This is a genomic window from Micromonospora sp. CPCC 206061, assembly GCF_036906915.1.
Taxonomy (GTDB): domain Bacteria; phylum Actinomycetota; class Actinomycetes; order Mycobacteriales; family Micromonosporaceae; genus Phytohabitans.
This window is the reverse complement of sequence record NZ_JBAKHX010000006.1, coordinates 50,185-70,616: the sequence shown is the minus strand read 5'-3', so window position 1 is coordinate 70,616 and position 20,432 is coordinate 50,185. Positions and strand designations below refer to the sequence as shown.

Here is a 20,432-nt window from a genome sequence, read left to right as displayed (position 1 = left end):
GTCATAGAGCTTGTGAGCGTTGACGACATCGCCGACGAGCTGTACGCGTTGCCGCCGCGGGAGTTCACCGCGGCGCGCAACGCGCGGGCGAAAGAGGCGCGGCAGGCCGGCGACACCGACCTGGCGAAGCGGATCACCGTGCTAGGCAAGCCGACGATGACCGGCTGGCTGACCAATCAGTTGGTTCGGGAGCGGCCGGACGAGATCCGTGCGCTGCTGGAGCTTGGCGCCTCCTTGCGCGAGGCCACGGCGAGCCTTGCCGGCGAGGAGCTGAAGGAGCTGTCCCGCCAGCAGCGGCAGGTCGTGCACGCGTTGGTGCAGCAGGCGCGCGCCCTGGCCGACGCGGCTGGTCACCCGGCATCGGAGGACACCGCACGTGGTCTCGAACAGACGCTGCACGCGGCTCTCGCCGACGAGGGGGCCGCCGAGCAACTCGCCGCCGGCCACCTCACCGGTGTCCTGTCCACCACCGGCTTTCCCGGCGATGCGCCGGCCACTCGCGCCACCGGCACCCACGACGCGGACGAGGACGAGGTCCGCCAGGCATCCGAGGCCGCCGCGGCCGCGTACGAGCAGGCCCAGGCGGCCCTCGACGAGGCCGGCGCCGTGCTCGCGGAGGCCACGCGGCGCGTGGATGATCTCAAGCGGCGGCTCGCGGAGGCCGACGAGGCGCAGCGCACCGCCCAGCGTGAGGAGCGCGAGGCCCGCGCGGCGGCCGACAAGGCCGCGCGGGCCGCCCGGCAGGCGGCCCAGCGCCTCACCAACCTCCAGCGGCGCCGCGCCGGCTGAGCGGTTCAAGCGCAGGCAAGCCGGGTACTGCGTACCGAACGAGCGGAAGGCGGTGGTGTCCTGTGGCGCGGCCGATCTGGACCGGTGTCATCAGCTTCGGACTGGTGTCCGTGCCGGTCGCCCTGTACTCCGCCACCCGCGAGCACGAGGTGTCGTTCCACCAGTTCGAGAAGGGCACCAGCGACCGCATCCGTTACCACCGCGTGAACGAGCGCACCGGCAAAGAGGTCGACTACGACGACATCGTCAAGGGCGCCGACGTCGGCGGCGGGAAGTACGTGATGCTCGACCCGGAGGAGCTCGACGCGATCGCGCCGGGCCGCTCCCGCGCCCTCGACATCCACACCTTTGTGGACCTCGACGAGATCGACCCCGTCCACTACCAGAAGTCCTACTACCTGGCGCCCGGAAGCGACGAGACCGCCAAGACGTACGCGCTGCTGCGCGAGGCCATGGCCACGGCGAACAAGGCGGCGATCGGCACGCTGGTGATGCGCAACAAGCAGTACCTCACCACGATCCGCCCCAAGGACGACCTGCTGGTACTGGAGACCATGTACTTCGCCGACGAGGTGCGCGACCCGCACGAGCAGATCGACAAGCTGCCCGGCAAGGCCAAGCCGAAGCCTCAGGAACTGAAGATGGCCACCCAGCTCATCGAGTCGATGAGCGGCCCGTGGAAGCCGACCGACTACCGCGACACCTATACCGACCAGGTGAAGAAGCTCATCGGCGCGAAGAAGAAGGGCGCAAAGGTCACCCTGGCGGAGGAGGCGCCCGAAGCCACCGAGGTCACCGACCTGATGGAGGTGCTGCGCCGCAGCGTGGAGTCCGCCAAGAAGGGGCGAAAGTCCACTCCTGGCAAGAAGAAGACGACGGCCAAGAAGAAGACGACGGCCAAGAAGGCGGCGTGACTTCTAGCGGGGCGCGAGGCCGTCGAAGTTCGACATCGTCCCGGACCGCCTTGGTGGGGAAGTGGCGGAAGACCGCGGGCGGCGTCGCCAAGCGCTTGAAGCACAGCACCGAAGACCTGCGGGCCGTCCGGAAGGCGCTGGACGAGCGCGTCGACGCGCGCGGCACGACGTGGGGCACCGTGCACCGTGGTCGACGAGAACGTCATCAAGGCGCTCGCCTGGTACGGCGTCGAGGTCTACTGAGGGTCAGTCCGGCTTCGTGGCGACCAGGACGTCGCGGACGATCGCCTGGTCGACGCGGTGCCGCAGGGCGAGGTGCGGATCGGAGTCCAGCACCTGGAGTCCCGCGTCGGCGAGCACCTTCGCGGCATCCTCGCGCCGGGCCACGTACGTGTTCCACGAGATGCCGAGCGCGCCGCCGGGCCGTAGCAGCCTCGCCCACACCGGGGTCGCCGCGGCGAGCAGCGCCAGCGGGTCCCGCGCCAGGCCCTGGGCCGCGGTGCGGGATCCGTGCTGTACGCCGTACGGCGCGTCCGCGACGACCAGGTCGACCGTGCCGGGCCGGAAGAACTCGCCCGACCGGGTGGTGTCGGCGTTGACCACGTCCAGCGCCTGCGTCTCGCCCGCCTTGTAGTCCTCCTTGGACGGTGCCAGCTCGACGCGCAGCCGGCGGCCGACCACGCGGCGCTCGCGGCGGATCGGCCCCGACTCCAGCACCCGGTGCTTGATCCGCTTGCGCTTCAACCAGGTCAGGATGAACGCCTGGTACGCCTCGAAGTCCTTCTGGTCGATGTCGATCCCGGCGGCGTCGAACCCGTACATGAGCGCGTGGTTCAGCGTCGTGCCGCGCCCGCACAGCGGGTCGAGCACCCGGAACCGACGCTCCAGCATCTCCGGCGCCCAGGCCGAGGCCAGCAGGGTGGCATTCAGCAGCAGCTTGGTGAACTGCTCGTTGGTCTTTCCGGCGTACTTCTGGATGGTGATCAGGTCGTCGTCGAACCGGTCCAGGCGCCGCAGCTCCACCGGGCGCAGCAGGTCGCCGACGAACTCGAACAGCGCGTACACCGAGGACAGGTTGCCCAGGAACGCCGCGTCCCGCTCGTCGAGGCCCTCGGCCTCGAAGGTGACGTAGCGCGCGCCGCCGATGACGGCCGTGCCGGTGCCGCTGATCTTCCCGCGGAGTACTGACTGGTTGAACAGTTCGAGCTCGGCTCGGGTGAGGTCGACCGAGGACTCCGCGTACACGCGGTTGACCGAAGGCAGGATCAGCAGGCCGTACTGGTTCATGATCCCGCCAGTCTCCCACGACCGGGTTCGCCGCCACGTCCGGGTGACATCGCAGATGGCGTGAACCGGTTCGTTGAAGCCGACGTTCCCCTGTGCATGACAACTTCCCGTACTCTCCGCGGCCTCATGTGCGCCGGCGTGCTCGCGACCGCCCTGGTGGCCGGAGCGCCGGTCAGCGCGCACGGCCAGGGCACGCCCTCGGCTCCGGTGCCGGCCAACCTCGTGCCGCCGGCCGGCAACGTGCCGCTCGCCGACTTCGCCGCCTCCGGTGTCCAGGTCTACACCTGCACCGCCGGGGCCTGGACGTTCACCGAACCGGCCGCGCTCCTGGCCGGCCGGGCCAAGGGAATCCCCGGGCCGCAGGCCGCGACGCACTTCCGCGGTCCGAGCTGGCAGTCCACCCGCGACGGTTCGCTCGTCGAGGCCAGGTCGGTCGCCTCGTCGCCGGTGTCGGGCTCCATCCCGCAGCTGCTGCTCCAGTCCACCCGCACCCGCGGCGACGGCGTGTTCGGCGCGGTCACCTACATCCAGCGGCTGGCCACCAGCGGCGGCGTCGCACCCACCGGGGCCTGCGTCGACGGCCAGACCAGCGGCGTGCCGTACCGAGCCGTGTACCGCTTCTTCGTCGCCGGCTGACCGGCGCTAACGCGGGAATCCCCGGACCTGGAGGTCGGCGCGGGAGCGGACGTCGTGGTGGGCGTAGAAGTCGTCCTCGTGCCGGGCCCACCGGTCCCAGTGCGGTGCATAGGTGTCGCCGTCGCGGGCCAGGGCCCGCTGGCGGCGCACCTCGTCGGGCGCGTCGACCCAGACCAGGGCGCTTAGGTACGGCGCGACCTCGCGGGCGCCGGCGCCGACGCCCTCGACCACCAGGACGTCCGCGGCGGGCACCGGGTGCCACTCCGCGTACCGGCCGAGGTGCCAGTCGTACCGCTGCCACCGCGCCGTCTCGCCGCGGCGCAGCGGTGCGAGCACCCAGCGCACCAGCGCGTCGACGCCGTCGAGCAGGCCGTCCCAGCCGGCGTAGAGGTCGTCCATCCGGATCACCGGCGCGCCCAGCTCGGCGGCGACGGCGGTGGCGAGCAGGGACTTGCCAGAGCCTGACCGGCCCTCGACGGCAAGCACCTTCACCCGGCCGGCACGGGGTGGCCGGGAGGCGAGCAGGTCGGCGACGGCGCTCATGCCTACGGCAGTGGGCCCGCGGCGTCTGGCCTGGTCATGCCCGCATTGTCGACCACACCCCGACCACGCCGCCAGCCAGGCCCAAGTACGCCGCCAGCACCGAGCCGGCGTACTTGTCCTCGATGAACTTCTTCACCTCGCTCGACGACGGCGTACGCGCGCCAGACCAGTTCGCCACCTGGCTGGCCGCCCACGGGCTGTCATGATGGGAGCGTGTCAAACGATCATCATCGCGAGCTGCGCCCCGTGTATCCGGTCCTTACCAAGCGCCTTTCGCTGCGCCCCTTGACCTCAGGCGATATCGACGCGCTGCTGGCCTACCGGAGCGCCCCCGAAGTCTGCCGCTACGTGCCGTTCGAGCCGATGGACCGTCAGGTCATCGCCGAACGGCTCGCCACCCAGTGGGCCACTACCGCGCTTACCGACGAGGGGCAGGCGCTCACGCTCGGCGTCGAGATCATCGAGACCGGCGAGCTGGTGGGTGACGTCGTGCTGTTCTGGCACAGCCGGGAGCACCGCGGGGGCGAGATCGGATACGTCGTCAACCCGGCTTTTGGCGGTCGCGGCTACGCCACCGAGGCCGCGCACGCGCTGCTGCGGCTCGGCTTCGAGGAACTCGGCCTGCACCGCATCGTCGCCCGCATCGACGAACGCAACGAACCCTCGGCGAGGGCCGCCCGCCGGCTCGGGATGCGGCAGGAGGCCCGCCTCGTGCGCAACGAGCTGTTCAAGGGGGAATGGAGCACCGAACTCGACTTCGCGATGCTCGCCGACGAGTGGCCCGCCCACCGCACTTCTCAAGACTGATAGCTAGGGGCGGCTTCGGGGATAGATGTCAGTCACGTCATGGTTGGCGGCGAGCACCGGCATCAGGTACCCGATCCGCGTCTCGATCTGGCTCAGCGGCCTGCTGACACGTTCACCCCACTCCAACGATTGATTGACCATGTCATTCGCCGGGCGCGGCTGATGAGATCGGCTCCATGAGCCAGCCGTTCACACTGCCCACGTTCTACGTGCCGCACCCGGCACGACTGAATCCCCACCTGGAGCGGGCGCGGACGCACTCCAAGGCCTGGGCCCGGGACATGACGATGATCGAAGGCTCCCAGGTTTGGGACGAGCACGACTTCGACTCGCATGACTACGCCCTGCTGTGCGCCTACACGCATCCCGACTGCGGGGGCGACGAGCTCGACCTGGTGACCGACTGGTACGTGTGGGTGTTCTTCTTCGACGACCACTTCCTCCAGTTCTACAAGCGCACCGGCGACCTGGCCGGCGCCACGGCGTACCTGGACCGGCTGCCCGCCTTCATGCCCGTGGCCGGAGGGTCCACACCGGAGCCGACGAACTCGGTCGAGCGCGGCCTGGCCGACCTGTGGGCCCGGACGGTGCCGGCGATGTCGACCGCGTGGCGGCAGCGGTTCGCGACCAGCACCCAGCATCTGCTGGCGGAGTCGCTCTGGGAGCTGCACAACATCAACGACAAGCGCGTGCCCAACCCGGTGGAGTACGTCGAGATGCGCCGCAAGGTGGGCGGAGCGCCCTGGTCGGCGGATCTCGTCGAGTACGCCGTGGGCGCCGAGGTGCCGGCCGCCGTGGCCGCGACCCGGCCGATGCGGGTGCTGAAAGACACCTTCTCCGACGGCGTACACCTGCGAAACGACATCTTCTCCTACCAGCGCGAGACCGAGTCGGAGGGGGAAATCAACAACGGCGTACTGGTGCTGGAACACTTCCTCGGCTGCGGCCCGCAGGAGGCCGCCAATTCCGTCAATGACCTGCTCACCTCCCGGCTACAGCAGTTCGAGAACACCGTCGTCACCGAGCTGCCACCGTTGTTCGTCGAGCATGGGCTCGATCCGGCGCAGTGCGCGGCCGTGCTGGCCTACGTCAAAGGCCTGCAGGACTGGCAGTCCGGCGGGCACGAGTGGCACCTGCGCTCCAGCCGCTACATGAACAGCGGCGCGCACGGTCCGTCGCTCGGCATCGGGATGCCGGCCAACCGCCTGCGGTTCGCGAGCTTCACCCACGTGCCGCACCAGACCGTCGGCCCGTCGCGGCTACCGGACATGACGATGCCGTACCAGTACACGATCAGCCCGCACCTGGACGCCGCGCGCCGCGCGAACGTCCCGTGGTCGCGCGCGATGGGCTTTCTCGACGCGGTGCCCGGGGTGACCGGCGCAGGCCTCTGGAACGAGGAGACCCTGAAGGGCTTCGACTTCGCGCTCTGTGCCGCAGCCATCAACCCCGGCGGTACGCCCGACGACCTCGACGTGTCGACCGGCTGGCTCACCTGGGGCACGTACGCCGACGACTACTTCCCGGCGGTGTTCGGGCGCACCCGTGACATGGCAGGCGCGAAGCTGTTCACCGAACGGCTGGCGGCATTCCTTCCCGTCGAGGGAACCGCCATGCCGCCACCGGTCAACGCCGTCGAGGTGGGCCTGGCCGACCTGTGGCCGCGCACCATCCGCGCCATGTCCGTCGCCGACCGGCACCAGTTTAGACAGTCCATCATGGACATGACTAGGAGCTGGCTGTGGGAACTGGTCAACCACATCCAGCACCGCATCCCCGACCCGGTCGACTATCTGGAGATGCGCCGCCTGACGTTCGGCTCGGACCTCACGATGAGCCTGTCACGCCTCACTCACGGCCAGGCGCTGCCGCCGGAGGTCTACCAGGCCAGGCCGATGCGCGCGCTGGACAACGCCGCCGCCGACTACTGCTGCCTTGTCAACGACATCTTCTCGTACCAGAAGGAGATCGAGTTCGAAGGCGAGCTGAACAACGGCGTGCTCGTCATCCAGAACTTCCTGGACTGCAACGCTCCGCGCGCCATCGCGATCGCCAACGACCTGATGACCGGCCGGATGCGGCAGTTCCAGTACCTCGTCGCCACCGAACTCCCGCTGCTGTGCGACAGTTTCGCGCTCGACGCACCGGCTCGGGCCGCGCTCGACCGCTACGTCCAGGAGCTGAAGGACTGGATGTCGGGCGTGCTCTTGTGGCACCAGAAGACCCGGCGTTACACGGAGTCGGAGTTGCGGTGGCGGCTCGTCGGCCCACCGGCCCCCACCGGTCCCACGGGGCTGGGCACCTCGGCCGCCCGGCTCCTCGACCTCGTCAGGCGGTGACGCCGGTGCCGTGGCTTGGTTCAGGCGACCGTCCGGATTGCCGGCGTCCCCTCTTCGCCGGCGTTGTCGTAGGCGGCGATGGGTTCGCCGTTGGGGGAGGGTAGCCACAGTGTGATCTGGCGGGCGCGGGTCAGGGCGCCGCGTCCTTCGACGGTGACGGTGACGCTGCGGTGCTTGAGACGGCCGCGGCCCTGGCCGAGGCCGTGCCAGCGTTGGCTGGTGACGCGGAGGGTGACGTCGGCGTTGTCCCAGGGTTGGGTGGTGATCAGGAGAGCGCCGCGTTGCCGGATCCGGGCGGCCAGTCGACGGTGTTCTGGTGCGGTCAGTGGCGAGGGTGGGCGGGCGGCCACGATGTCGAAGCCGTCGACAAGGGCCGCGATGATGGTTGGCCAGTGTGCGCCGGGGTGGGGTATGAGGACGAGGCGTCGTAGGTCGACGCCGTGTTCGGCGGCGGCCAGGCAGCCGAGGTCGGGCATGCCGACGGCGGCTGTCCATTGTCCGTGGGTGGTGGCGGCGGCGATGACGGCGAGCATGAGGGAGCCGGAGCCGAGGATTTCGAGGCTGGAGCCCCGGCGGAACATGCCGCCGGGCAGTAGGTCGGCGAGTGCGGGTGGGGCGGGGTAGCCGCGGTCGGTGCCGGGGCGGGCGGTGACCGTGCTGGCTGGGGTGACGCCGGCGGGTGTGACGCCGGCGGGCAGGTCGGCCAGCCGCGGCCGGGGGGCCGTGGCGGTGTGGTCGCCGGGCGGTGGTGCGTGCTCGGCGGGGCCGGTGGTCATCAGGCTCCTCTGATCGCGGTGGTGCGCGCGCCAGGAGAAGGCTGGCGTACAGGTGTTCGAACTGTAGGCCGCTTTGATTGGTGTCCGCAAGAGCTACACGCCTGTTGACCTGCGCGAATAGGCCAGCGAACCGGACGCTCGGGTCGTGATCATGAGATATGGGACGACGTGTTTCCCGTCCTGATCCGCCGGTCCGCGCGGGGCTATCCGATCTGCGACGGCGGCAGAGAGCAGAACCCTCGCGATCAAGGGCAACCGCACGTGGTTCGATCTCTTTCCGCGTGCGGTTGCCCTTGATCGGGGTCGTTCAAGAAGGCGTGGACGATGGTCGTTACGCGATCGTGCAGGGGAACACTCCCGCCGTGGAGTTGAGGGTGAAGCCGCTGGGCAACGGCGAACCGGCCGTGTTCGTGGCGAAGAAGCCGAAGGGGCGGGTGCCGCCGGGGTCGATGCGCGCGAGGTACGAATGGGGCGTCGCCGTGCCCACAGTGCCATCGCGGGTGATGGTCACGCTGTTGCTGTACAGGATCGTCTGCCCGGCGGGGAACGTGAACGTGAGCGTCCAGCTCTCCACGATGGTGGCCGCGGTCATGTTCTCGATGGTGACATTGACCTGATAGTGCTGGCCGAGGGGCAGCAGCTGGACCCGGCACGTCGGCGCCGGCTCGAGCGCGCGCGTGGTGAAGGTGAGCGGGTCGGAGCGCGCAGACCGGTTGCCGTTGGCGTCGACCGCGACCACGGCGACCGTGTACGTCGTGCCCGGTGCCAGATCGCGCAGGTAGACCGTCGTGATGTTGTTGGTCGCCCAGTCGGTCCACACGCCGTCGACCTGGCGCTGCGCCCAGTACGCGTCGACCCGGTTGTTGTCGGTCGAGAAGCCGAACGTCAGGGTCGCCGAGACCGTGCTGACCGGGAACGCGCGCGGCACGCCGGGCTCGGTCGGCGGTACGGAGTCGGGCAGCGGCCGGGTGCGCACCCACAGATGTGGCGTGGCGCTGCTGGCGGTGTGGTCGGAGCCGGCGGTGGGGTTGGCGATGACGCGGTACGTGTATACCGAGTCGGGGTTGAGGTTCGTGTGCGTGTACGTGGTTTCCGACGTGGTGGCGAGCACGCGCCAGGGTCTACCGACGACGTCGATGGTCTGGATGGTGTAGTCGGCCACAGGGCCGGACGAGGGTGTCCAGGAGAACGACGCGCTCGTGGTGGTGACGTTCGTCGCGACGGGTGTGCCGGGCGTGGGCAGTGGCGTTGCGGCGTGCGCGGGGTGCGCTGTGACGAGTGTTGCCAGCACGCCGGTTCCGAGGATGGCTAGTCTTCGAACGATTCTCATCGATGACTCCGCGCGGGCTTGGAGAGGATGGGAGCACATGATCGCACCGCCCATTCGTTCACCGCCGTCGATACTGGACATGGCTGGACACGCCAGCGTTCAGTCTTTGCTGAGTTCAGTGTCTGCTGTACTGCCACTGGCGTGGTGACAGTTGCCTCTCACTCCTCGGTGCTGGCCCGGCTCGGGCACGCCCTGTCCGATCCGACCCGCTGCCGCCTGCTGCTGGCGCTGCGCGACGGCCCGCGTACCCCGCCGACCTGGCCGACCAGCTCCGTGTCTCGCGGACCAACCTGCCCAACCATCTGGCCTGCCTGCGCGGCTGCGGCCTCGTGGTGGCGGTGCCGGAAGGGCGGCGCTCCCGGTACGAGCTGGCCGACCGGCGCTTGGCTCACGCGCTCGGTGACCTGGTCGACCTGGCGCTCGCCATCGATCCGGACGCCTCCTGCCCGGTTGACGCGGACGGAGACTGCCCATGACGACGTACGCGGTGGAGCGGCAGGCCGCGCCGTCACCGCCGGAGGCCGGCCCGGCCCTGTCCGTCGATCAGGGAGATCTCCATCGATCAAGGGCAAACGCACGCGGATCGGAGATCAAAGCACGTGTGTTTGCCCTTGATCGGCGGGGAGGGCATGGGCGTGCGGCGTGCGGGACCAGCGGAGGATGGGGCGGGTCAGGCGAAGTCGAAGATCAAGGGGAAGGCCAGGACCACTGTCCAGGCCCAGATGGCGTACACGAGCAGGTAACGGGTCTGCCAGTGTTCCAGGCGGGCGAAGGGCGCGCGGCCTCGCACGAAGCCGAGGAACAGCCACGCCGACCACGCCAGGTTGGTGAGCAGGATGAGGTTCTCGCCCAACGCGGCCGTCTTGTTGGGACTGAAGCCCCACTCGGAGATCCGGCCGGTGATCGCCAGCAGCACCAGCGCGTCGATGATCAGGGCGCTGACGACGAGCGCGAACTGCACGTGGTCGAAGAGGCCCGGCCGGGCCGTGAGGTCGCGGGCGGAGATCGCGTACAGCAGCAGGCCCAGCACGACGACCAGCAGCAGGTCGAAGATGATGAGCACGTCGCGCTCGACGTCGATGCCGTTGGCGGTCCAGACGATGGCGACCAGGAAGGCCAGCAGCGTCGCCGCGAACAGTGGGGTGAAGACGCGGGTGAGCACCGGCGCCATGTTTTCGATGACGCTCTGTTTGGCCTCGACCAACCATGCCGCCACGACGACGGCGGCCATGGCGCCACACGGTAGCAGCCAGGCTCCGATGAACTCCTCGGCGTCGAGGCCGATGGCCTGGAAGGTGCCCGCCGTGAAGGCCGTGAGCACGCCACCACCCAGTCCAATGAGGACGAAGTAGATCAGCCACTCACCGGTGAACCGGACGAAGTCCATCCGCCGCCGGTCGTTACGCCAGTCGCCGCCCACGTAGGCGACGCCGACGACCAGCCACAGCGCCAGCGGCAGGTGGATCGCCGTGAGCACGATGGACTGCGAATCCTCGTCCAGCGGGTACGCGTTCGCGGCGACCACGCCGATGGCGAACAGCAGCGCGAGTACGCCGATGACACGCGGACCGACCCGGCGCTGCCACGCGAAGTACGCGGCCAGCGCTGGCAGCGCGAACAGGCTGGCGTTTCGCGCGTAGAACGCGTCGCCGTCGCCGGACATGTCGAGCCCGAACAGGGCCGGCACCTTGATCGCGAGCGCGGCGGCGGCCGCGCAGAGCACCATGGCGATCAGCTCGCGGCGGGAGCGGGCGGCGGTGGGCGCGTCCGGTTCACCGGGCAGCACGAGCTGCTTCCACAGCCGTTCGGAATGCTCGCGAGCGAACTCCCGCGACAGCTGGTCGAGGCTGCCCATGCGCTTGACGGCGATGAGGAACGCCTCGTCGGAGTGCAGGCCCGCCTCGGTCAGCTCGGCGATCCGGCTGCGGAGGTGGTCTTCCAGTTCGTCGACGTCGGTGTGGTGCAGGGGGCGGCGGCGGTGCGTGTAGGCCCGCCACTCGGCGATCTGGCCTTCCAGGTCGTTGTCGCTGTCCACGCTCATCGCCCCGCCTCCCACGCCGGGATCGGCTTGACGGACGGGGTGGCGTTCCAGACGCCCCGCAGCGCGTCTACGACCGTGGCCCACTGGCGGCGCTGCTCGGCGAGCTCGGCCCGGCCCTGGTCGGTGATGCGGTAGTACTTGCGGCGGCGTTCCCCGGGCGGTGTCTGCCAGGCCGACTCGACGTGGCCCAGCCGCTCCAGGCGGTGCAGCAACGGGTAGAGCAGGCCGTCGGTCCACTCCAGCTGACCGCCCGACACCTCGTTGATCTGCTTGAGGATCGCGTATCCGTAGCTTTCGCCCTCGGCGAGTATCCCCAGCACCAGCGGCGTCGCGGACGCCGCGACGAGGTCTTTGGTGATGTACATCCAACCACCCAACCCTAGAACTGCAATGCATAGTAGTTCTAGGTATCACGGCCACGCAATGTCGGAGGGCGGCACTAGGCTTCTGGCAGGTCGGGCAGGGAAAGACACGGGGAGGTCGGCATGGCCGGCGGTATTGCTGATCTTGAGGGTGCGGCGGGGCCGGTCGTCGACGCGGCGCGCGCGGTGCCCTTCGAGTCCGTGACGGCGTACCAGGAGGCCATCGCCGAGATCAGGGCGGCAGCCACCACGTACTACAGCGGCTCTCAGCTGCTCATGGACGACGCGACCTACGATGCCCTGATCGCTCGGGTCGCGGCGACGGAGGCGGCGCATCCGGAGTGGAAGGCGGAAGACACGCCGACCGAGGTGGTCGCCGCCGGCGCCGGGGTGGTCGGCGACGTGGAGCACAGCTCGCCGATGCTCAGCCTCGACAACGTGTTCGACGAGGAGACGCTGCGACGGTGGGGCGCCCGGTTGGAGCGGCTGCTGGGCCGCCCGGCTGGCGGATACACGGTGGAGCCGAAGATCGACGGCCTGGCAATCGCGGCGCGTTACGTCGACGGCGCGCTGACGCTGGTCGCCACGCGCGGCGACGGCCGCGCGGGGGAGGACGTCACCGGTCAGGCCCGCCGGGCCGTCGGCCTGCCGGCCCGGCTGACCGAGCCGGTCACGGTGGAGATCCGCGGCGAGGTCTTCATGACCGACGCGGACTTCGCCGAGGCCAACCAGCTGCGCACCGGGCACGGTGAGCCGGCGTTCGCGCACCCGCGCAGCGCCGCGGCCGGCACCCTGCGAGCCGTCGACCGCGCCTACGACGCGCCGCTGTCCTTCCTCGCGTACGCGGTGCACAGCCAGGATGGTGGCGACAGTGAGCCGGTGCCGCATTCGGCGGCGATGGCGCGCGTCGGCCAGCTCGGCGTGGCGACCACCGCGACGTCCGCGGCGGGAATGCCGCTGTGCGCGAGCCTCGACGAGGTCATAGAGGCGGTAGCGACGCTGCAGGCGCGCCGCGGCGAGCTCGGATTCGGCGTCGACGGCGCGGTCATCAAGGCCGACCAGCCCGCCGATCGGGAGCAGGCCGGATTCTCCAGCCGCGCGCCTCGGTGGGGCATCGCGTACAAGTTTCCCGCCGACACCCGCACGACCCGGCTGCTCGGCATCGAGGTCCAGGTAGGGCGTACCGGAGTGATCACGCCGGTGGCCGTTCTGGAGCCCGTCGTGGTCAGCGGCGTCACCGTCACGTCCGCCACCCTGCACAACTTCGACGACCTGGAGCGCCGCAACGTGCGCGTCGGCGACACCGTGTTCGTGCGCCGGGCCGGCGACGTCATCCCCGAGATCACCGGCGCCAAGCTCGACGACCGCCCGGCCGACTCGGTGCCGTTCGAGCCGCCGGCGGCCTGCCCGCGCTGCGGCGGCGAGATCGACCGGTCCCAGAAGCGGTGGCGGTGCACGCGGGGCCGGGCCTGCGGCGCCCACGAGTCGCTGGCGTACTACACCGCACGCGACTCCATGGACATCGAGGGCCTCGGCGACAAGATCATTAACATGCTGGTGGCCGCCGGTCTCGTCACCGACCCCGCCGACCTGTACGACCTGGAGGTGGCCACCCTCGTCGGGCTCGACCGTATGGGCGAGGTCTCCGCGGGCAAGCTCGTCGGCAACATCCAGGCCTCCAAGGGCCGGCCGCTGTCGCGCGTGTTGACCGGCCTCGGCGTACGCATGACCGGCCGCTCCATCTCGCGCCGCCTGGCCCGGCACTTCGGCACCATGCAGGCCCTGACCGGCGCCACCGTCGAAGACCTCCAGCGGGTCGACGGCATCGGCCCGGAACGCGCGGTGACGATCGCCGCCGAGCTGGCCGAACTCGCCCCGGTGATCGCCAAGCTCGCCGAGCGCGGCGTCAACATGACCGAGCCCGGCAGCCCCGCCCTCGACGCTCCCACCGTGCCCGCCGAGATGCTGCCCTTGCGCAAGCCCGACGGCACGCCGATGACCGTGGTGGTCACCGGTTCGGTGCCGGGCCTGACCCGCAACGAGGGCAACGAGGCAGTCGAGACCCTGGGCGGCAAGTCCTCCGGATCGGTGTCCAAACGCACCGACCTGGTCGTCGTCGGCGAGGGCGCCGGCAGCAAGGCCGACAAGGCCGAGCAGCTCGGCGTCCGCATCCTGGCGGCCGACCAGTTCGCCGCACTCCTACGGGCACACACCACCGGCGACACCGACACCGCCCGCTCCATCCTGGACACCCCGTCCTAGCCGAACGTCCGCGCCCGTGCTCTCCGCGCGCCCGTGCTCTCCGCGCGCCCGTGCTCTCCGTCGATCAAGGGCAAACGCACGTGGTTCGATCTCTTTTCTGCGTGCGTTTGCCCTTGATCCATGCGAATGCCCTTGATCGGCGCGGCGCCCGCCGCATGCCCACGCGATGCCCGCCTTTGGAATAGACCGACTTTGGTCGTATCGGCAATGGCTCTTGGGCCGTAGCGCCCGGCCGCTGCCGTCCGCAGACTCGGACCAACGCGTGTTGGGGGAGCGGATGGCGAGTATGGACACCGGCGGCCGGCGGCTCCACCTGGTCTGGCGGATCGCGATCGTGTTCGGAGCCGCGACGCTGATCTGGCTGTTCATCCACTGGATGGGCGACGCGCTGTTCGGGTCGGGCTACGACCGTGGCAGGCACGTCGCGTCGGCGGTGGCGGCCACCGCGCTCGCCGTCCCCATGGTCGTTCTGGCCTACCGGCACCTTGACCGGCTCCCGTGGAGCGGGCTGCGGCGCGCCTCACCGGGTACCGTCGGGCGCCTGCTCCTGCTGGGTATGGCCGGCTATCTGATCCCGGCCGGCCTCGCCGTCGCGGCCATCACCGCGACCGGCGGGTTGACGATCGGCCTGCGTGGCTCGCTGGCCGAGGCGGTGCTGTCCGTGCTGGCCCTCGTGGTCCTCGTCTTCCTGTACGAGGCGCTGCCCGAGGAGCTCGTCTTTCGCGGGTACCTCTTCCGCAACCTCGCCACGGCGCTGCCACGCTGGGCGGCCGTACTGGCCCAGGCGGCGCTGTTCACACTCTTCGGCGTCGTGGTCGGTGCCGCCGGCAGCGTCGACCGGATCGTGCTCTTCTTCGCCTTCGCCTACGTGCAAGGGGTCATCAGGGCGGTCACGGACACCCTCTGGGTGCCCGTCGGTTTCCATCTCGCGTTCCAGACGGCGGAGCAGATCGTCGGCCCGTTCTGGGACCGGTTCGCCGTCAGTGACCTCGATCTTCTCCAGCAGATCGCGCTCGGGTTGATCCCGCTGGCGCTCGGCGTCTTTACGGTCCAGGCGCTGTGGGGAAGGACGGGGGACCCCAGCCACCCAGGCGGTGCACGCCCGGCTTGGTGGCGTAGGCGTCGTGGAGGTCGTCCCAGGCGTGGTTGAGCGCGTCCGGGCCGCGGATCGCCCCATCGACGCCACGGGCGACGATGCTCGCCGATCAAGGAGATCTGCGCCGATCAAGGGCAAACGCACGCGGAAAAGAGATCGAACCACGTGCGTTTGCCCTTGATCGGCGGAAGACGGGGTGATCGGCGGAGGAGGGGGTGATCGGCGGAAGGCGGGGTGATCGGCGGAGGAGGGGGTGATCGGCGGAAGGCGGGGTGATCGGCGGAGGTGGGGGTGATCGGCGGAGGTGGGGGTGATCGGCGGAAGAGGGGGTGATCGGCGGAAGAAGGGTGTAAGCACGGGGTATGGCCTGGGTCCCGCCGGGCCGGGACGCGCCGGTCCGGACCGAAGTGCTGCACGAGAGTGGGCGCACGCGCGTGACCCGGCTGTTCCTCCCGGGGCGCACCGCGATCCGCAAGGAGCCGCTGGGCCCGGACGCGGACCGCAGGCTGCGGCACGAGCTGGCGATGCTGGAGCGGCTGGGCGGAGTACCCGGGGTGGCGCAGCTGCTGGACGCGCCGCGGTACCCGGGGTCGCTGGTACTGGCGGACGGCGGCGTGAGCCTCGCCGACCTGCCGAAACCGCTGATCGTCGACGAACTGGTCACGCTCGCGCTGGAGCTGGCCCGCGTCGTGGCGGGGACGCACCGCCGGGGCGTGATGCACCAGGACATCTCGCCGGCGAACATCGTGGTCTCCGACGCGGGCGCCCCGTGCCTGGTGGACTTCGCGCTGGCGTCGTCGCTGGCGGAGATCCGGCCGGCGTTCACGCACCACACCGAGATCGTCGGGACGCTGGCGTACCTGGCGCCGGAGCAGACCGGGCGCACCGGCCGATCGGTGGACGAGCGCGCCGACCTGTACGCCTTGGGGGCCACGCTGTACGAGCTGGCGACGGGGGAGCCGCCGTTCGGTACCGGTGATCCGCTGCGCCTCACGCACGATCATCTGGCGCGGGTGCCGCGGCCGCCCGCCGAGGTGAACCCGGCCGTCCCCAGGCCGCTGGCGGCGATCATCATGCACCTGCTGGAGAAGGAACCGGACAACCGGTACCAGACCGCCGACGGCGTGGCCCACGACCTCGAGCGGTTGAAGGACGCCGGCGCCCGGGTGCACGTCGGTGAGCACGACTTTCCGCTGCGGCTGCTGCCGCCGTCGCGCCTCGTGGGCCGCGAGGACGAGGTGGCGGCGCTGGAGACGGCGTTCGCGGAGACCCTCGCCGGACGGTGCCGCGGGGTACTGGTCGGCGGCCCGCCCGGCGTCGGCAAGACAGCGCTGGTCGAGCAGCTGCGTCCGGCGGTGACCGGTGGTGATGGCTGGTACGTGGCCGGCAAGTACGACCAGTACCGGCGGGCGTTGGAGTTCGACGCCGTCCACCAGGCGTTCCGCGCCCTGGGCCGGCTGCTGCTGGCCGAGCCGGAGGAAGACCTGGCCGAGGTGCGCGAGCGGATCCTGACGGCGATCGGCGCGAACGCGGGCCTGGTGGCGGCGACCTCGCCGGAGTTCGCGGCGCTGCTGGCGGTGCCGCCCGACCCGGGGGATCCGCTGACGGCGCAGGCGCGGGCGCAGCGCACCGGCGTACAGATGCTCCGAGCGATCGCCTCGCGCAAGCGGCCCGTGGTGCTCTTCCTCGACGACTTGCAATGGGCGGGGCGCACCCCTCTCGGCTTCGTCGACCTCGTGCTGGGTGAGGATCCGGTCGATGGCCTGCTGCTGGTCGGCACGTACCGCGACGACGACCTGGACGAGGCGCACCCGCTGGCCGCGCCGCTGGCGCGCTGGCGCGGCCAGGCCGCGGTGCGCCACCTGCGGCTCGACAACCTGCCCGAGCGCGGCCTGCGAACCATGGTCGCGGAGATGCTGCACGCGGCCCCGGACTCGACGAAGGCCCTCGTCGAGGTGATCGAGGCATACACGTCCGGCAACCCGTACGAGAGTGCCGAGTTGCTCAACACGCTGCGCCGCGACGGCGTGCTGACCGCGACGGCCAGCGGCTGGCGGTGGGAGCCGTCGGCGGTACGGGCTCACCTGGGACGCTCGGAGGTCGCCGGGCTGCTGACGGCGCCGTTCGAGGCGCTGCCCGCGCGGACGCGGGTAATGGTCGAGGCGATGGCGTGCCTCGGCGGGCGCGCCGAGGTCACCGTGCTGCAGGTCGCGACCCGCGAGCCGGCGGCGGAGGTGGAGCGGATCCTCGCCGCGGCGCTCGACGAGGGCCTGCTGGTGGTCGAGCCGGGCGCGCACGAGGCGATGCGGTTCCGACACGACCGGATCCGCGAGGTGATCCTCGACGAGATGGACCAGCCGCGGCGGCGCACCCTGCAACTGTCCATGGCGCGGCGGCTCGCGGCGGTGCCGGAGCTGTTCGCCGTCGCGGCGGAGCAGTACCTGCCGGTGGTCGACGCGGTCGACGACCCCGGCGAGCGGCGCGAGGTCGTCGGGCTGCTGCGGCGCGCTGCCGGCCAGGCCGCCATGGTCGGAGACCACCCGCTGGTGTACACGCTGCTGACGGCCGCGCTGCGGCTCGCCGACCCGGACGACACCGCCACGCTTATCAAGCTGCGCACCGGCCGCCACGCCGCGCTGTTCGGCGTGGCGCGCCTGGATGACGCGGACGAGGAGTATCGGGAGATCGTCGCGCTGCGACCCACCACGATGGAGCGCGCGACCGCGACGGGGGTGCAGGTGCGCGGCCTGACCTTCCGCAACCGGTACGCGGAGGCGCTAAGCCTCGGCCTGGCGGCGCTGCGCGAGCTCGGCATCACGGTACCGGCGGCGGACCGGCTGTTCGCGGAGCTGGACCATCAGTTCGAGCATCTCTACCGGTGGTTGGACCGCGTCGACGACGCGGACGACCTGGCCCGGCCGGAGCTCACCGACCCGGCGCTGCTCGCCGCGACCCGCCTTATCGACGCGGTCCTGCCGGCGGCGTTCCTGTTTCCCGACCCGGCCACGCACGCGTGGCTGAGCCTGGAGGCGGTGCGGATCTGGCTCGAACACGGCCCCGGCCCCACCCTCATCGGCCCGGTTGGGATCGCCGCCTTCGGTGTCGTGGCGATGCGGGCGGACTACGCCGCCGGCTACCGGGCGCTGCGGCGGGTCCTGGCGCTGGGCGAGGCCCGTGGCTACGAGCCTGACACGTCGCAGATCCGCTTCCTGTTCGCCACCCTGTGCTGGTGCTTCGAGCCGGTCGAGAATTGTGTCGCGGGGGCTCGGCGGGCCCGCGAGGGGCTGATCGGCAGCGGCAACCTGGTGTACGCCATCTACACCTACCACACCACCGTGCGCGGCATGCTGGACTGCGCGCCGACGCTCGACAGCGTGGCGGCCGAGGTGGAGGCGGGGCTGGCCCTGGTGCGGCGCGGCGGCGACGAGCAGACCGGCGCGACGCTCGACATCTACCGGTGGCTGGTCGGCGTGCTGCGCGGCGAGAGCTCCGCGGCGGCGGCGCCCATCGACCGGTACGCGGACAACCCGCTCGCGATCCTCCACGGGCACATCAGCCACGCGGTTGCTGCCGCCATCTTCGGCGATCCGGTCGCCCTGTCGCAGCACACCGCCGCGGCGATGCCGGTGCTGCCGGCCGACCTGGGCAGCTACCCGACCGCCACCGCCTACCTGGTGCGCGGGCTGGCCCTCGGCGGGCAGGTCCGCGCCAGCCGGGGCGCCGAGCGTGAGGCCCTACTGTCCGAACTGGACGGTGTGACCGGATGGCTGGCCACCCGCGCGGCGGACGCGCCGGAGAACCTGTTGCATCTGCTCCGGCTCGTCGAGGCCGAGCGGGCCTGGGCGGTGGGCGACTTCCGCGCCGCTGTGCTCACCTTCGACGCCGCGCGGCGCGAGGTCGAGGACCGCCAGCGTCCGTGGCACCGGGCGCTGATCGCGGAGCGCGCGGCCCGCTTCCACCTCGCGCACGGCGTCGAGCACACCGGCTACGAGCTTCTGGCGCAGGCACGCGAGGAGTACCTGGCGTGGGGCGCGACGGCGAAGGTCGACCAGCTGGACTGGGCCTACCCGACCCTGCGGCCGCGCGATCGCCGCGCTGCTGTCACGACCGGGGCGATCGACCTGCTCGGTGTCCTGTCCGCGTCGCAGGAGCTGAGCTCGCAGACCAGCGTCGAAGGGCTGCACTCGTACGTCGTCGAGGTGCTCAGCGCGATGACCGGCGCCACGGGCGTGCACCTGGTGCTGTGGAACGACGAGGCGCAGGAGTGGCTGCTGCCCCCGGCCGGGCGTGAGCACACCCTCCCCTTGTCGGTGGTGCGCTACGCCCAGCGGCTGCGCGAGCCGCTGGTCACGCGCGACGCCACCCGCGACGACCGCTTCGCCCGCGACCCGTACTTCGCCGATGTCGCCTGCTGCTCGCTGCTGGCCGTGCCCATCGTCAACCGGGGCGCGCTGCGGGCGGTGCTGCTGCTGGAGAACCGCCTCATCCGAGGGGCGTTCTCCGCCGAGAGGCTCGACGGGGTCAGGCTCATCGCCGGCCAGCTGGCCGTCTCCCTCGAAAACGCCATGGTGTACGCGTCGCTGGAGCGCAAGGTCGCCGAGCGCACCGAGGAGTTGGCGATCGCCAACGAGCTGCTCAGCATCGCCAACACGCGCCTGGAGCAGCTGAGCGTCACCGACCCGCTGACCGGGGTCGCCAACCGGCGCCGGCTGGAGGAGGTCCTGGACGCCGAGTGGCAGCGCGCCGAGGCCACGGCGGCGCCCATCAGCTTCGCCATGATCGACATTGATCACTTCAAGCTGTACAACGACCACTTTGGACACGCGGCGGGCGACCGCTGCCTGCAGCGGGTGGCGGCCCGCGTGCGCCAGCACGTCCGCGACACCGACCTGGTCGCCAGGTACGGCGGCGAGGAGTTCGCGGTCGTGATGCCCGGGATGGGTCTGGAGGCCGCCGTGGCGGCCGCCGAGCGCCTGCGGGTGGCGGTCATGACGCTCCCGGCGCGAGATGTGACCGTGAGCATTGGTGTCGCCGCTGCCATCCCGGCCAGTGACGGCGCGTGGCACCAGCTCGTCGAGGATGCCGACGCCGAGCTGTACCGGGCAAAGCGCGGCGGCCGCAACCAGGTGCACGCGGCCCTGCCCCGCACGACGTAACCCGTGACCTGCAACAAACCTGCAAACGCCAGCTCTTGAGATACGGAAAGCGCTTTCCGTACGCTGGCGTTTGTCAATGTTTCGATATTGTGTC

The 20,432-nt window shown here is 70.8% G+C and carries 15 protein-coding genes and 1 pseudogene; 9 read left to right on the top strand and 7 right to left on the bottom strand.

What is annotated here, in order from left to right:
* Positions 1-12: 12 nt before the first annotated feature.
* Positions 13-789, top strand: a complete 777-nt coding sequence (locus V6V89_RS07300; protein ID WP_334618206.1) for a hypothetical protein — start codon at positions 13-15, stop codon at positions 787-789.
* A 62-nt stretch (positions 790-851) separates the two neighbouring features.
* On the top strand, positions 852-1,703 hold the full coding sequence (gene ku, locus V6V89_RS07295) for a non-homologous end joining protein Ku (RefSeq protein ID WP_334618205.1): 852 nt from the start codon (positions 852-854) through the stop codon (positions 1,701-1,703).
* Positions 1,704-1,949: 246 nt separating this feature from the next.
* Here ku and V6V89_RS07290 read toward each other — a convergent pair whose 3' ends face one another.
* Positions 1,950-2,990 carry a TRM11 family SAM-dependent methyltransferase gene (locus tag V6V89_RS07290; RefSeq protein WP_334618204.1) on the bottom strand — a complete coding sequence of 347 codons (1,041 nt, stop codon included), beginning with the start codon at positions 2,988-2,990 and terminating at the stop codon, positions 1,950-1,952.
* Positions 2,991-3,086: 96 nt separating this feature from the next.
* Between V6V89_RS07290 and V6V89_RS07285 the strand changes: the two genes are divergently transcribed.
* Positions 3,087-3,626: a DUF3455 domain-containing protein gene (locus V6V89_RS07285; protein WP_334618203.1), complete on the top strand. Its 540-nt coding sequence runs from the start codon at positions 3,087-3,089 to the stop codon at positions 3,624-3,626.
* Positions 3,627-3,632: 6 nt separating this feature from the next.
* Here the strand turns inward: V6V89_RS07285 and V6V89_RS07280 are convergent, their stop codons facing one another.
* The gene (locus V6V89_RS07280) at positions 3,633-4,169 is read right to left on the bottom strand and encodes a dephospho-CoA kinase (RefSeq protein ID WP_334618202.1); all 537 of its coding nucleotides are present in this window, start codon (positions 4,167-4,169) and stop codon (positions 3,633-3,635) included.
* 34 nt (positions 4,170-4,203) lie between these two features.
* On the bottom strand, positions 4,204-4,389 hold the full coding sequence (locus tag V6V89_RS07275; RefSeq protein ID WP_334618201.1) for a hypothetical protein: 186 nt from the start codon (positions 4,387-4,389) through the stop codon (positions 4,204-4,206).
* Between V6V89_RS07275 and V6V89_RS07270 the strand changes: the two genes are divergently transcribed.
* Positions 4,383-4,976, top strand: coding sequence for a GNAT family N-acetyltransferase (locus V6V89_RS07270; RefSeq protein WP_334618200.1), 594 nt, complete (start codon positions 4,383-4,385; stop codon positions 4,974-4,976). The two genes, V6V89_RS07275 and V6V89_RS07270, sit on opposite strands and share 7 nt — an antisense overlap.
* A gap of 176 nt (positions 4,977-5,152) precedes the next feature.
* Positions 5,153-7,315, top strand: a complete 2,163-nt coding sequence (locus tag V6V89_RS07265; protein WP_334618199.1) for a terpene synthase family protein — start codon at positions 5,153-5,155, stop codon at positions 7,313-7,315.
* A gap of 20 nt (positions 7,316-7,335) precedes the next feature.
* Here V6V89_RS07265 and V6V89_RS07260 read toward each other — a convergent pair whose 3' ends face one another.
* Together V6V89_RS07260 and V6V89_RS07255 are read right to left on the bottom strand one after the other, a co-directional pair.
* Positions 7,336-8,091 carry a hypothetical protein gene (locus V6V89_RS07260; RefSeq protein ID WP_334618198.1) on the bottom strand — a complete coding sequence of 252 codons (756 nt, stop codon included), beginning with the start codon at positions 8,089-8,091 and terminating at the stop codon, positions 7,336-7,338.
* 331 nt (positions 8,092-8,422) lie between these two features.
* Positions 8,423-9,421, bottom strand: a complete 999-nt coding sequence (locus V6V89_RS07255; RefSeq protein ID WP_334618197.1) for a fibronectin type III domain-containing protein — start codon at positions 9,419-9,421, stop codon at positions 8,423-8,425.
* A 144-nt stretch (positions 9,422-9,565) separates the two neighbouring features.
* Here V6V89_RS07255 and V6V89_RS07250 point away from each other — a divergent pair.
* Positions 9,566-9,897, top strand: a pseudogene (locus V6V89_RS07250) (ArsR/SmtB family transcription factor).
* Between the two features lie 194 nt (positions 9,898-10,091).
* On the opposite strand, the gene V6V89_RS07245 reads toward V6V89_RS07250, so the two are convergent.
* On the bottom strand, positions 10,092-11,462 hold the full coding sequence (locus V6V89_RS07245) for a permease prefix domain 1-containing protein (protein WP_334618196.1): 1,371 nt from the start codon (positions 11,460-11,462) through the stop codon (positions 10,092-10,094).
* Entirely contained in the window at positions 11,459-11,827 is a 369-nt protein-coding gene (locus tag V6V89_RS07240; protein WP_334618195.1) for a PadR family transcriptional regulator, read from the bottom strand. The genes V6V89_RS07245 and V6V89_RS07240 overlap by 4 nt, the downstream gene beginning before the upstream one ends.
* Before the next feature lie 120 nt (positions 11,828-11,947).
* Between V6V89_RS07240 and ligA the strand changes: the two genes are divergently transcribed.
* From ligA to V6V89_RS07225, 3 genes are all read left to right on the top strand, one after another.
* Positions 11,948-14,086, top strand: coding sequence for an NAD-dependent DNA ligase LigA (gene ligA / locus V6V89_RS07235; protein WP_334618194.1), 2,139 nt, complete (start codon positions 11,948-11,950; stop codon positions 14,084-14,086).
* A gap of 277 nt (positions 14,087-14,363) precedes the next feature.
* On the top strand, positions 14,364-15,236 hold the full coding sequence (locus V6V89_RS07230; RefSeq protein ID WP_334618193.1) for a CPBP family intramembrane glutamic endopeptidase: 873 nt from the start codon (positions 14,364-14,366) through the stop codon (positions 15,234-15,236).
* A 308-nt stretch (positions 15,237-15,544) separates the two neighbouring features.
* Complete coding sequence (locus V6V89_RS07225) at positions 15,545-20,338, top strand: diguanylate cyclase (RefSeq protein WP_334618192.1); 4,794 nt, start codon at positions 15,545-15,547, stop codon at positions 20,336-20,338.
* Positions 20,339-20,432: the final 94 nt, after the last annotated feature.

Coding starts and splice junctions, on each gene's coding strand:
- V6V89_RS07290 (WP_334618204.1), bottom strand. CDS start 2,990: ATGAACCAGTACGGCCTGCTGATCCTGCCTTCGGTCAACCGCGTGTAC.
- V6V89_RS07285 (WP_334618203.1), top strand. CDS start 3,087: ATGACAACTTCCCGTACTCTCCGCGGCCTCATGTGCGCCGGCGTGCTC.
- V6V89_RS07280 (WP_334618202.1), bottom strand. CDS start 4,169: ATGAGCGCCGTCGCCGACCTGCTCGCCTCCCGGCCACCCCGTGCCGGC.
- V6V89_RS07265 (WP_334618199.1), top strand. CDS start 5,153: ATGAGCCAGCCGTTCACACTGCCCACGTTCTACGTGCCGCACCCGGCA.
- V6V89_RS07260 (WP_334618198.1), bottom strand. CDS start 8,091: ATGACCACCGGCCCCGCCGAGCACGCACCACCGCCCGGCGACCACACC.
- V6V89_RS07255 (WP_334618197.1), bottom strand. CDS start 9,421: ATGAGAATCGTTCGAAGACTAGCCATCCTCGGAACCGGCGTGCTGGCA.
- V6V89_RS07245 (WP_334618196.1), bottom strand. CDS start 11,462: ATGAGCGTGGACAGCGACAACGACCTGGAAGGCCAGATCGCCGAGTGG.
- V6V89_RS07240 (WP_334618195.1), bottom strand. CDS start 11,827: ATGTACATCACCAAAGACCTCGTCGCGGCGTCCGCGACGCCGCTGGTG.
- ligA (WP_334618194.1), top strand. CDS start 11,948: ATGGCCGGCGGTATTGCTGATCTTGAGGGTGCGGCGGGGCCGGTCGTC.
- V6V89_RS07230 (WP_334618193.1), top strand. CDS start 14,364: ATGGCGAGTATGGACACCGGCGGCCGGCGGCTCCACCTGGTCTGGCGG.
- V6V89_RS07225 (WP_334618192.1), top strand. CDS start 15,545: ATGGCCTGGGTCCCGCCGGGCCGGGACGCGCCGGTCCGGACCGAAGTG.